The following is a 12,832-nucleotide window of genomic DNA, read 5'->3' on the forward strand; positions in this document are numbered from 1 at the left end:
TTGTATTTCATGAATGAGTTAGTCTTCAACATATCCATACAATTAATTCAAAGATTGATTAAATTATTTCATTAGATTAATCTCATCTTTACAATTCCTGAATTGATTTTATAAATTTCCACAACAGCCCTTAACGATAGTGATTAAGGCTTTATTTAAACACCTCTAAACTTAATTGATAATGAATAAGTTTTTGTTCTTTTTCTCTAGTTTTTTAATAATCGGTTTCTCTAGTTTTTCGCAGAAAGAAGGCCGAATTATTGGAAATATTCAGGACAAAAACACTTTGGAAGCTCTAATGGGTGTCAACCTTTTAGTTGAAGAAACTTCGTTAGGAACTACAACGGATGATACTGGACGTTTTAATCTGATTCTGCCTGTGGGAACCTATTCTATTACCGCATCTTTTTTAGGCTACAGGACATCCACCTTATATAGTATCGAAGTAACTTCGGGAAATGATCGGATCATTAACTTCGAAATGGAGCCAGAATCGGAGGTTCTTGAAGGCGTAATCATTAGTTTTAACAGAAATGCTTCGGCAAAAACCACAGATATGGTCACGCCCCTATCTGTTCAACAATTGACCTCTCAAGAAATCAAATCCAATCCGGGAGGCAATTTTGATGTCTCGAAAGTTGTTCAGACCTTGCCTGGAGTTGGTCTTAGTAATGGCGTTGGCGAGCGGAATGACATTATTATTCGCGGAGGCGCACCAAATGAAAATGTTTATTATTTAGACGGCATAGAAATTCCCGTTTTGAACCATTTTCAAACCCAAGGAAGTTCGGGCGGTGCCCAAGGCATCTTGAATGTGTCTTTTATCGAAAGTTTAAAACTAACAACATCAGCATTCGATTCAAAGTATAACGATGCTCTTGCTTCTACTTTTGTAATCAAACAGCGCAATGGAAATCCCGATCGGTTTTCTGGAAATGTTCGTGTAAGTTTAACGGAAACAGCCTTAACCTTAGAAGGGCCTCTATCTCCTAAGACCACTTTTTTAAGTTCCGTTCGAAAATCCTATTTAGGCCTACTTTTTAATATTGTAGACTTGCCGATTCGCCCAGATTTCTACGACTTTCAGTATAAGGTAAACCATGAATTTAATGACAAAACGACTTTAACTGCCATTGGCCTTGGAGCGATAGATGATTTCAGCTTTGCAAAAACAAAAGAATCGACACCTGAGGACATTTACATCCTTCGTTCAACGCCATATATCAATCAATGGACCTATACTATGGGTTTTAACTTAAATAGAAAAATCGAAAATGGGTTTATGAATTTTGCTTTGAGCAGAAACATGTTTCACACCACTATTGACAAATTTGAGAATGAGCAAAGAATAGAACAAAACAGGACGTTGTTGGTAAATTCTGATGAAATTGAAAACAAATTTAGGTTTGATTATAATAAATTTGTAAACGGATGGCGTTTTTCTTCGGGATTGGATGCGCAGTATGTTGGGTATTTTGGAGATGTCTTTAATAAAATAAGTAACGAGTTGAAAAACGAAGATGGCACTGTCATCTCTCCTGCACGTACGATTTCATTCAATAGCCAAATTAACTTCTTTAAATACGGCATGTTTGCACAAATTGCGAAACGATTTTATAATGAAAGGCTCCTTATTTCCGGTGGGATTCGTACGGACATGAATAGCTTTACCAATACTGGCAATAACCCTCTAAAAACCTTATCACCACGCCTATCTGCCTCTTATAGCCTGAATGAACGTTGGAATATCAATGGGTCTTTAGGTACGTATTACAAAGTACCAATTTATACATCATTGGGTTATAAGGATGACAATGGCGATTTTATAAATCGGGATTTGGAATACACACGTTCCACGCATTATGTACTTGGTACAGAATTCCTTCCTAATCGATCTTTACGATTTACATTTGAAGGCTATTTTAAGCAGTATTCTGATTATCCAATTTCTGAATCTACTGGTGTGTCGCAAGCCAATCAAGGCACACAATTTGGGTCGGTGGGAAGTGAACGCATCTTATCTATCGGTGATGGCCAAACTTATGGTTTGGAATTCTTCGTGCAACAAAAAATGACAGATCGACTCTTCTACGTTGCAAGCTATTCTTATGTGGTGAGTAAGTTCTCGGGTGCTGATGGCATTTTAAAACCATCATCATGGGATAATCGCCATTTATTTTCTGCGACCTTAGGATATCAATTTAATAACAACTGGGATTTGGGCCTAAAATATCGTTTTGCGGGAGGAAATCCATATACCCCATTTGATATGCCAGCTTCCCAACAAAATTATTTATTGCTGGGACAAGGTGTGCTTGATGTGGACCTGCTCAATCAAAACAGATTGTTAAACTATAACCAGTTGGATTTGCGAGTGGATAAAAAATTCAATTTCAATAAAACATCACTTGCGGTGTATTTGGATGTTCAAAATTTACTAATTCAAAAGAGTGAATCGAATCCAGATTACACATTTCAACGTAATGCTGATAACACGGCATTCCAAACTACCGATGGGCAACCAATTCAAATGGACGGAAGCAACGCCATTCCTATTATTTTAGATAATAAAAGTGGGCATCCATTGCCTACTTTAGGAATTGTGTTTGAGTTTTAAGAACAGTATCATAATCCTTACTTCGACTTCGTTTAGTAATAATTTCGCGTCCTAATCAAATGCCATTTTTGGCGTTTTACACCAACAGTATTTTATAAAGCAACGACGCACAAAAAAAGCCCTCAAATTACTTTGAAGGCTTAAATTCTGGGTGGAAGACCGGGCTCGAACCGGCGACCCTCGGTACCACAAACCGATGCTCTAACCAACTGAGCTACAACCACCATGTAGCCGCATCCTTAAATGCGACTGCAAATGTAATTTATTTACTAATGTTTACAAAGCCTTTTGCCAAAAAAATTATACTAAATCGAATAAACTTTTTACAGCAGCATACCGCTCCACTGTAAAACCCTCTGCGTGCTCTGTTCCTATCAATCGCCCTAAATCCCTGGCTCGGTAGTCAATACTATCCGTAAAGTTTTTACTGCTGATTGGCGTTTGGGGTGCTTTACTTTCAGGATCAAAGAATTGCGTTTTATAAGCCGCAACTGCCTCCATTTTTTTATCCATAAATCCCGACACATCTACCACAATATCTGGCTCAATATTTTTCCATTGAATGTAATGGTACACAAATTTTGGGCGCCATTGCTGTTGAGTTTTTCCGTCATATTCTGTTTCAATTTTTACCAATCCGCTTAAAAAACAAGCGTCACTAACTAATTGGCTGCCCTTTGCATGGTCAATATGCCGATCGCTGATAGCATTACATAAGACCATTTCAGGTTGGTATTTCCTGATCATTCGGATAAGTTCCAACTGATGGGCTTTATCATTTATAAAAAAACCATCCGCGAAACCCATATTCTCACGCACCACAACACCTAAAATTTTAGCACCGTCTTCGGCTTCCGACTTTCTGGTTTCTGCAGTTCCCCGCGTCCCTAATTCACCACGTGTGAGATCAATAATTCCTACTTTTTTACCGTTATGAACTTCTTTTGCAATGGTAGCACCACAACCCAATTCAATGTCGTCCGGATGTGCGCCAATAGCCAATATATCTAATTTCATCTGTTTAATTTTTAATCCAATCGTTTTGTTCTGCTTTGGTCAAAAATGACCAAGCCACTACTCTACTCACTTTATTGCCTTGGATCATATCCAAAACCTGAAACTCTGTTGCGCCCAATTTTTTCAAAGAAGCTTCCATGGATCGCACATGACTGACATTTGACACCAGACTTGTATACCAATAGCATTGCTGCTTATACTGTGAACTTTCATATAAATAATTGTGCAAAAAAGCTTTTTCTCCACCAGCGTAACACAACTCTTTCGGCGTACCACTAAAGTTTCTAACGAGTTTATCGTTTCCTTTGCCCAACCCTTTCAACTTGGTTTTGGTTGCTTCGAGAGCATCTGCCTGACTTTTATAAAATGGCGGATTGCAAACCGAAGCTGTAAATTTATCCGATGACTTAAGAATTCCCTTTAAAATATGCTGATAATCTTTTTGATGACGCAATTCAATGGCATTCCCAAGATTGTTTTCATCTATAATTTTTTGCGCAATTTGAAGGGACTTTTCATCAATATCGGTACCTACAAAACTCCAGTTATAAATAGCATTTCCCAATAGAGGGTATATACAGCTCGCACCTACACCAACGTCCAATATTTTGATATCAGTTTCTAACTGGCTTCGTCTTAATAAATCAGACAGATGGTGCATATAATCTGCACGACTAGGTATTGGTGGGCACAAATTTTCGTCAGGAAACTCCCAGAATTTTACATTGTAATGGGTAAACAACAATGCAGTATTCAAAGCCTTTACCGCATCAGGATTAGAGAAATCAATGGTTTGGGTTTGATAGTCATTGACAAAGACATAAGATTTCAAAGCCTCATGGTTTTTTGTGAGTACATCAAAATCGTATTTTTTAATGTGAAGCGAGTTTTTATGCAAATTATTTATGTTTTAGTGAGAAAGCTCTTTTAATTTATTTTCTATTCTTTTATCTGGAATTAACCACAGCAAGGCAACCAGAATAAAAATGGCGCCCCCAATCCGAACATCAATTAGAGCACCGACGATGCCACAGATATATAAAATTGGTGATATCTTACCTTTAATATCTTTCCCTAAAGCAGACGCCAATATAGACTCTTTTCCTTGGTTTTTGATGATCGAATTCTGTAGCATAAAATAGGCAATGGCAGCACATAGCAACACAACGCCATATAAAGTTACCGATGCCGTGGTAAAATCATTTTCACCCATCCAACCGGTCACGAAAGGAATCAATGACAACCAAAAAAGTAAATGGATATTAGCCCACAAAATTGATCCGGATACTTGTTTTACGGTTTGCATCATATGATGGTGGTTGTTCCAATAAATAGCCACATAAATAAAACTCAGTACATAACTGCCAAAAACAGGAAGCACAATCTGTAAATGTTTAAACTCACCACCGTGAGGCACTTTTAACTCCAACACCATAATCGTGATGATAATTGCTAAAACACCGTCAGTGAATGCTTCCATCCTACCTTTGTTCATAATGATATAGGTATATATAGTGTTATTCTATTTCTGAAGCTTTTAATTCTGAACTTGAAGTTTTGAACTTTTTACGGCTTCAATGGCTTGCTCAATATCAGCAATCAAATCTTTTTTAGATTCTATTCCAACTGAAAATCTGATCAAATTATCGCTCACTCCAATTTTATCACGTTCTTCTTGTGTCATTAAAGCATGCGACGTTTTATGAGGTGATAACATTGTGCTTTCCACTCCTGCCAAACTCATGGACGATTTGATCAACTTCAATGCCTTTTGAAATGCCATGGCATCCAAGCCGTCAACCAACTCAAAAGAGAGCATGCCTCCAAAACCTTTCATTTGTGATTTTGCCAAATTATATTGTGGATGACTTTTAAGTCCCGGATAATAAACTTGTTTGACATCGTTATGGTTAGATAGAAATTGTGCCAGTTTTTTAGCATTTTTATTTTGGGCCTTGACACGTAATGCCAAGGTTTTCATACTGCGTTCCAACATCCAAACGGTCATATCACTCAAACTGCCCCCTAAGTTCTTGGCAACATTAAAAATCGTATTCATATGCACGCTATTACAAGCAACTGCACCTGCCAAAATATCAGAATGCCCTCCCAAATATTTTGTGGCTGAATGTATGACAATGTCAATCCCAAAATCGATTGGCGTTTGATTGACAGGACTTGCAAAGGTATTATCAATAGTCGTTACGATATTTTTGGATTTCGCCAAATCGGCTACACCTTTTATATCTGTTATGGTCAATAAAGGATTGGATGGCGTTTCAATATGGATGAGTTTTGTGTTCGGTTGGATGGCCGCTTCAAAATCAGAAACTTCGTACCCATCCGTAAAGGTAAATTCGATGCCGTATTTTGGAAATTCTTCCCGAATAAAATTACTGGTACCACCATACAAGGTATTTTGGACGACAACATGATCGCCTTGTTTTAAAAACGCCAAAAACACAGTGCTTATGGCAGCCATGCCACTTCCAAAAATCATTCCTGATTCGGCGTGCTCCAATGCGGCAATCTTTTTGGATAAAAACTCCTGGTTGGGCGTGTTGAAATACCGTGGATAACGTTTGACATCGACCTCGTCAAATTGATAGGACGTGGACATATAAATAGGCGAAACAGCCCCTTTAAACTGTTCGTCTTTGATTTCTCCAACATGCGTGCAAATGGTATTTAATCCGTATTTTGATTTTGACATGAGTTCTGATTTATAATATGGTTTAAAATTACGAATATTTGGTTATACATCGAAGAAATATCAAAGTGCTTTTAGGAGTTAGAATTTGGTTTTCGCAATATATACTATGAAGATCAGTTCATGTGATTTTTTAAAAAAGCTCCCATTAACTCTTTATAAGTACATATAAAAGTAATTATCACAAAAAATATCCAAACTTAAAATCTGTATTTTAGGCATTGTAAGTCATTTAACTTATATTCGTGACGCTATTAATAAATTACTCTCCAAATGCTTAAAGCCGTATTATTTGATATGGACGGTGTTATTGTTAACACTGAACCATTACATCAAAAATCCTATTCCCTCATGTTTGACGATGTCAATATTGAGGTGCCAAATGATCTCTATGCTACTTTTACAGGACAGTCCACAAGGGCAATTTGCGACATGTTGATCAAACATTTTAAATTACCATTAGGCACTGAGACCTTACAGGAAATCAAACGCCATCACTTCAAATATTTGTTTGAAAACGATAACGAATTAGATCTTTTACCTGGCGTTTTAGACCTGATCAAAGATTATTACAACAATGGATTGACCTTGGTTCTTGCGTCTTCTGCAACAATGGAAAATATAAATAATATTTTTGAACGATTCAATTTGAACCCTTATTTCGTGGCCAAATTAAGTGGCGCCGATTTAAAAGCGTCTAAGCCACATCCAGAAATCTTCGAAAATGCTGCAAAAGCTGCCGGATTTGACCGTGACCAATGCATGGTGATCGAAGATTCGACAAACGGTATCAAAGCAGCGAAAGATGCTGGTATCTTTTGCGTGGGGTATGATAGTTTGGATTCTAATCAAGATTTTTCACTTGCCGATTTGGTCGTGAACGATTTTAAGGATATTTCTTATAAGAATATTTCTAAGCATTTCAGTTCTGTTCTTTCTGAAAAATAATACCGTCGTAAACAGATCCAGAGCTATAAAACCTATAGTTAAGGTTTCAGACTGACCACCTTTTTTTCCTATAAGAAAAACACTTAGGTCATCACTTCTGCTTTTTCAGCAAGTCATTTTGTTCCTGGATCAACTCCGTCAATTGCGAAAGTAACTCAATGTCTTTCGGTGTTTTGATCGTTTTATCTTTGACATCATGAGCCTTGTTTTTTAGACTATTCATGAATTTGACCACCAGAAAAACGGTAAATCCAATGATTAAAAAATCCATAAAGGCTTCAAAAAGGGCGCCATAACCAATCGCTACTTCATCAGAGATCAACTCCCCAGCAGGATCCATTAATTTTTCTCTTAAAACGAAACGCCTGTCCTGAAAATTTAAGCCATCGGTCATTAAAGATAAAGGAGGCATTAATACTTTTTTCACCAAGACATCAATAACCTTATTGAACGACGCACCAATAATGATTCCGATGGCCATATCCATCATATTCCCTTTTACGGCAAATTCTTTAAATTGTTTAAAAAACCCCATCTCTTTTTATAGTTTTAATTTAAATTGCAACAGCCACAAACAAAGTGTTTATGGCTGATATAATATCTGAATTGTATTAGTTCCTATTTCTTATAATAAACGGCATATTTTCGGTAAGCAAAAAAGGCCAAAAGAGCTACAACACCTACGGTAATTGCAATAAACTTCAAGCTGACAATTTGATCACCACTGGCATAGGCGTGAAGTCCTGAAAGGTAGAAGTTCACTCCAAAATAAGTCATCATAATACTTGCAAAAGCAATAATCGAAGCCAAGTTAAATCCAAAACGTCCGCGAAGTCCTGGAACCAATCTCATGTGGATGACAAAAGCATACACCATAATACTGATCAAAGCCCACGTTTCTTTAGGATCCCAGCCCCAATAACGGCCCCAACTTTCATTGGCCCACATCCCACCTAAAAAGTTTCCGATGGTCAACAGCACCAAACCTGTGGTCAGCGCCAATTCGTTGATGATAGTGAGTTCCTTAATGTTGAGCAACATTTTTTGTTTATTCTTTTCGTTGGTAAAGATCATCAAGATCAAAGAGACTGCTCCCAAGATCATCCCAAGAGTAAAAGGTCCATAACTCATCACAATTACCGCAACGTGAATCATCAGCCAGTAACTGTCCAATACAGGCTCCAAGGTTGAAATGGCAGGATCCATCCAGTTCCAATGTGCAACCATCAATATAATGGCCGTCACAAAGGCCGTTGCCGCAATGGTCAAATCACTTTTTCGTCCGAAAGCCAATCCGAAGAACATGGTTGCCCAAGCCACGTAAATCATCGATTCGTAGGCATCACTCCATGGCGCATGCCCCGAAAGGTACCAGCGCACACCCAATCCTGCGGTGTGAAGTATAAATAATCCTAAAAGTAAAAAACCGAAGACCTTAATACTAACATTGACGAACTTATTCTTGCCGTTAAAAATCTGTACAATTAAAAGAACGAACATGAGCGTTCCCACGTACATGTACCAACTAAACAGATTTTTAAAAATATCATATTTATTATAGGCGATTTCTGTTTTTATCTTTTCATCAGACAACATGACTTCACTACCATATTTCTCCTGTGTTTTTTTAATCCCATTCAACACCGCATCAGATTTAGAAAAGTCACCATCTTGCTTTGCCTGGTTAAGCGTCAATAAATAGGCACTAAAACCGTTATTTATGAAATTTGCTAACAGTGAATCGCTCATTTTTTCGCGATACCCGCCATCTCTAAATTCCTTTGAAGATATCCATTTGTTATTGTCGTCCTCTGGAACAGGAAAGATTTTCATGGCACGACCTTCCAACGCATTGTGCATCAAATTAACGCGTTGATCCGCTTCTTTGAATTCCTTTTGAGACCCATTAGGTATTGCCGCTCGGTAGGCGCTTTCGAGATAGGGTTGTAATTTGTAGGTACCGTCTTCTGTAAAGAAATCGATAAACGCCACATATTTTTGATCCATTGGAGTTCCAATAATTTTTCTGATGGTATCTGCTTTTTTTGCAGCCAAATAAATGACTGGTACATTATACCACAATAATGGACTTTCCTGAATGGACAACATCACCTGATTGGCATCAAACCCTTCATAAGTATCCTGTTTGCTAAGTTTACGCAGCACTTCAGATGCATAAGTGTCCATCGGCATCATACGTCCGCTATAATCCTGAACAACCATGTGTCCAAACTTATCTGCTTCTTCTTTTGGAGTGATATTGGCCCTAAGCACAGAATCTATCTGAGCTTTTGTTGGTCTGTCATTATGGCTGTGCCCATCATCTGGAGAATGTGATTGTGAGAAACCTAAGGTAGAACAGCCTATAAGTAAAATGGTAGCTAGTTTTCGTTTTTGTTTTTTAACCTTTTCGAGCATACGGTTCAAATCTGCAAATCGTGTGTTTTTATCAAACCAAATCGCCATAAGTCCGATATACAATAGGATATATCCTATATAAGTCACCCATGTACCCCAAAAATCGTGATTCACAGAAAGAATTGTTCCTTTTTCATCAGAATCAAAACTTGCTTGGAAGAAGCGATAGCCTCTGTGATCCAGAATATTATTCATATAGATATGATAATCATAATCACCTTGTTCTTCATCCAAAACCGTTACCTTACTCTCATAAGACGAATAACTTTTTTCAGTACCCGGATATTTCTTAGCAATAAATTCGTTGAGTTTCACCTCAAAAGGCAGCTCCATCAATTTGGACCCGTATTTTAACGCAATTTCCAAATTCCCGAATTTCAGTTGTTCGAAAGGGTTGTTTTTAAACGGACCGCCCAATAAGTTCACACGTTGCGTTTCACCGTCAACCGTCACCTTCAACACGACGCCATCTTCATCTCCCGCTAACATTTCTGACTTTTTAACCACATCAAAAACACCTTTTTCAACTGGTTTTGGAAATACCATTGACATATTTCCAATAAGATATCGCGACCGTAAAACCAAGGGCTGCATACTGTCTTTTACCACGGTTCCCGTTTCCATGGTTGCCATGGTCATATAAGTCCCTTCATAAGGGGACTCAATGGTCAGGCCATCAGGTGTGGAGGTTATATTGATGGCACCGGGTGTTGGTTTGTCTAAAGCCACCAAAACGTTATGGAGATTGGAAACCTCTCCAACTTTCAAGAAATGATTGTGAGGCTGCCCATCTCCAGCTTCTACTAATTTAAGATACGACTCACCCGATTCGTCCGGAATTATATCTACTTCCGCACTTTTGATATATTTCTCCAACTCAAAAGTGATCGGAATATCATCATAATCAGTTTCCACATGGAATTTATTGTTCAAACGGTATGAAAAATCAACCTCACGCTCAATGATCTTCCGCTGCGCCACGCCGTTTACCATGTAATCACCGTCTATATAAGCCGTAACATAGGTTTTTTGTGATAAAAACTGTTTTTCAGATGCACCTTCCCGTATATGCATCATCCCTTCATAGCCGATATATCTCGTAATAAATGCCCCGAAAATGATTAAAACAAAAGATAAATGTAGCATCAAGGTGGCCCATTTTTCCTTTCTCAACAAGCGATAACGAAACATATTACCAAAAAAATTGATCATAAAAAACCCCATGATGGCTTCAAACCACCACGCATTGTAAATCAAATGTCGTGTGTAAGGTGTAGGCGAAGTTTCTTGATTGGCATCTAAAAATGTCCCAATTGCCATAGCTAAGGCAAATACAACAAATAAAATGGCAGTTAAACGGGTGGAGAAAAGAATATTAGCGAGTCTTTTTTGCATGATAGAAAAACTAATTTTTGCGTGTTCATTTAAGCAGTGCAAATTTAGCCTTTTTTGTTGATGTTTGAAGGCATAATGAATGTTAAATTTCAGATAATTAAGATGCGCTAAAGTTTCGAAGAAACGTTTTGGAAAAAGAAGGTGTAGCCTTGCAAATAATTACTCCAGAAGACAAGGACTTACATTAAAAATAGGCACAACACATTTAACACTTGCTGAAATAAAAGAATGCAGGTCACTCACAGAAAGGCATCAATTTTGAATCTTGAACTCTAAACTTTGGAATTTGGAATTTAAACTCTGGACACCTATCCCTGCCTCGCCTGAAAAATATTCAAATACATGAAAGATCCCATTTTACGCGCACGATTTTTGGCATTTTGCGCATATTCGCCTTCAAAAAGCTCATCAAGAGTTGCGAACCACAGATTCATCCAAAGGCCAAAATGCAGTTCTGTAATGGTGTTGTCATTTTCTTGATCAACCTCTATATGTACCTGTAAAGGGTTTCCATGATAACGATTTTCCAACTTTCTGGTCATAAACAAACTGGTTTCCCAAAATGTGGTCAAACGCTCAATATGAGCATCCCAATCGGTTATGACACGATTAAAAAAGGGTCCTAAAACTTCATCTTTTCTAACTTTTCTATAAAATTCTGACACGAGTAGAAATACATCGTCCCGAGTCTCAATATCTTTTTTTTCCATTATAAGCTATGCCAAGCGTATCAGATTAATGATGAGGAACGTAGAATGCACTAAAATTGTTGCGATCAACAAATTATAGATGATTTTTGGCTTCATCTGCGCATACAAAGATCCATTATAAGCCATTGCAAAGCTAACAACTAATATCAAATCTAAAAAACGAAAGGTATGGGTACTGTTCATAATGATAAACATCGCTGCAATAGAACCTAAGCAACTTTGAAAAATGATGGTCAACGGAACATATAAGGTCAAATGCTCTTTAAAATCTTCGAGTCCTTTGTCATAAAGTGTCATATTGTTTATTTTTAGTGTTCTCACAAAGTTCCTAAACGTTTCTTCGTACATTTATGATTCAAATCATAAGATTATGATTCCTGAAGATATTATTTACGCTTTTGGAGGCAGTTTAAAAAACTATTCCAAAGATCGAACCATTTTCAATGAAGGTGAACGGGCCGATTTCTATTTTCAGATTAAAACAGGACATGTCAAAATGTTCAACATGACCGAAGAAGGAAAGGAATTTGTCCAAGGCTATTTTGAGAACGACAACTCCTTTGGAGAACCACCTCTGTTTGGAGCTTTCAAATATCCGGCAACAGCACTAACCCTTGAGATATCTGAAATTTATGTGCTTCCGAAGGCTTCGTTTCTTAAACTATTGAAAACACATCCGGACATTCATTTAAAATTCACAAAATTAATTTGTAAACGTATGGTCTACAAGGCGAAAATAGCAAGAGAGGTATCTATTTATCCGCCAGAACATCGTATTTTAACCTTGTTGCACCATCTTAAAGGAAGTACAGAAAGGGATCGAACTTTTGAAGTGCCTTTAACACGACAACAAATTTCAGAATTAACCGGATTACGAGTGGAAACGGTTATCCGAGCCATTAAAAAACTCGAAAAATCAAAAGCTTTATCAATTATTGACCGAAAGGTATTTATATAAATAATGCCCAAAAATTTCAATGCATTAGAACCAATCGCAAAGCTAATACAGGGAGATAT

The 12,832-nt window shown here is 37.5% G+C and carries 11 protein-coding genes and 1 tRNA gene; 3 read left to right on the forward strand and 9 right to left on the reverse strand.

Annotation, left to right across the window (positions count from 1 at the left end):
• Positions 1-181 precede the first annotated feature (181 nt).
• A complete protein-coding gene (locus tag J4051_RS08145) occupies positions 182-2,617 on the forward strand; it encodes a TonB-dependent receptor (RefSeq protein WP_208233377.1) in 2,436 nt (811 codons plus the stop codon).
• A gap of 149 nt (positions 2,618-2,766) precedes the next feature.
• On the opposite strand, the gene J4051_RS08150 is transcribed toward J4051_RS08145, so the two are convergent.
• The 5 genes from J4051_RS08150 to J4051_RS08170 all read right to left on the reverse strand — a co-directional run bounded on the left by J4051_RS08150 (position 2,767) and on the right by J4051_RS08170 (position 6,347).
• Positions 2,767-2,842: transfer RNA gene (locus J4051_RS08150), tRNA-His, on the reverse strand.
• A 75-nt stretch (positions 2,843-2,917) separates the two neighbouring features.
• The gene (gene bshB1 / locus J4051_RS08155; protein WP_208233378.1) at positions 2,918-3,634 is read right to left on the reverse strand and encodes a bacillithiol biosynthesis deacetylase BshB1; all 717 of its coding nucleotides are present in this window, start codon (positions 3,632-3,634) and stop codon (positions 2,918-2,920) included.
• Positions 3,635-3,638: 4 nt separating this feature from the next.
• A complete protein-coding gene (gene rlmF / locus J4051_RS08160; protein WP_208233379.1) occupies positions 3,639-4,532 on the reverse strand; it encodes a 23S rRNA (adenine(1618)-N(6))-methyltransferase RlmF in 894 nt (297 codons plus the stop codon).
• Positions 4,533-4,544: 12 nt separating this feature from the next.
• On the reverse strand, positions 4,545-5,129 hold the full coding sequence (locus J4051_RS08165) for a TMEM175 family protein (RefSeq protein WP_208233380.1): 585 nt from the start codon (positions 5,127-5,129) through the stop codon (positions 4,545-4,547).
• A 42-nt stretch (positions 5,130-5,171) separates the two neighbouring features.
• Positions 5,172-6,347 (reverse strand): trans-sulfuration enzyme family protein, encoded by a 1,176-nt coding sequence (locus J4051_RS08170; RefSeq protein ID WP_208233381.1) that lies wholly within the window; start codon positions 6,345-6,347, stop codon positions 5,172-5,174.
• 270 nt (positions 6,348-6,617) lie between these two features.
• Between J4051_RS08170 and J4051_RS08175 the strand changes: the two genes are divergently transcribed.
• Complete coding sequence (locus J4051_RS08175) at positions 6,618-7,292, forward strand: HAD family hydrolase (RefSeq protein ID WP_208233382.1); 675 nt, start codon at positions 6,618-6,620, stop codon at positions 7,290-7,292.
• A gap of 91 nt (positions 7,293-7,383) precedes the next feature.
• Here the strand turns inward: J4051_RS08175 and mscL are convergent, their stop codons facing one another.
• From mscL to J4051_RS08195, 4 genes are all read right to left on the reverse strand, one after another.
• Entirely contained in the window at positions 7,384-7,827 is a 444-nt protein-coding gene (gene mscL / locus J4051_RS08180; RefSeq protein WP_208233383.1) for a large conductance mechanosensitive channel protein MscL, read from the reverse strand.
• A gap of 83 nt (positions 7,828-7,910) precedes the next feature.
• Positions 7,911-11,105 carry a cytochrome c biogenesis protein CcsA gene (ccsA, locus tag J4051_RS08185; RefSeq protein WP_208233384.1) on the reverse strand — a complete coding sequence of 1,065 codons (3,195 nt, stop codon included), beginning with the start codon at positions 11,103-11,105 and terminating at the stop codon, positions 7,911-7,913.
• Between the two features lie 308 nt (positions 11,106-11,413).
• Complete coding sequence (locus tag J4051_RS08190) at positions 11,414-11,815, reverse strand: group III truncated hemoglobin (protein WP_208233385.1); 402 nt, start codon at positions 11,813-11,815, stop codon at positions 11,414-11,416.
• Between the two features lie 6 nt (positions 11,816-11,821).
• Entirely contained in the window at positions 11,822-12,112 is a 291-nt protein-coding gene (locus tag J4051_RS08195; RefSeq protein WP_208233386.1) for a hypothetical protein, read from the reverse strand.
• A gap of 73 nt (positions 12,113-12,185) precedes the next feature.
• Here J4051_RS08195 and J4051_RS08200 point away from each other — a divergent pair, with 73 nt between their 5' ends.
• Positions 12,186-12,773: a Crp/Fnr family transcriptional regulator gene (locus J4051_RS08200; RefSeq protein ID WP_208233387.1), complete on the forward strand. Its 588-nt coding sequence runs from the start codon at positions 12,186-12,188 to the stop codon at positions 12,771-12,773.
• Positions 12,774-12,832 lie beyond the last annotated feature (59 nt).

The organism is Gelidibacter pelagius (genome assembly GCF_017581925.1).
GTDB classification, from domain to species: domain Bacteria; phylum Bacteroidota; class Bacteroidia; order Flavobacteriales; family Flavobacteriaceae; genus Gelidibacter; species Gelidibacter pelagius.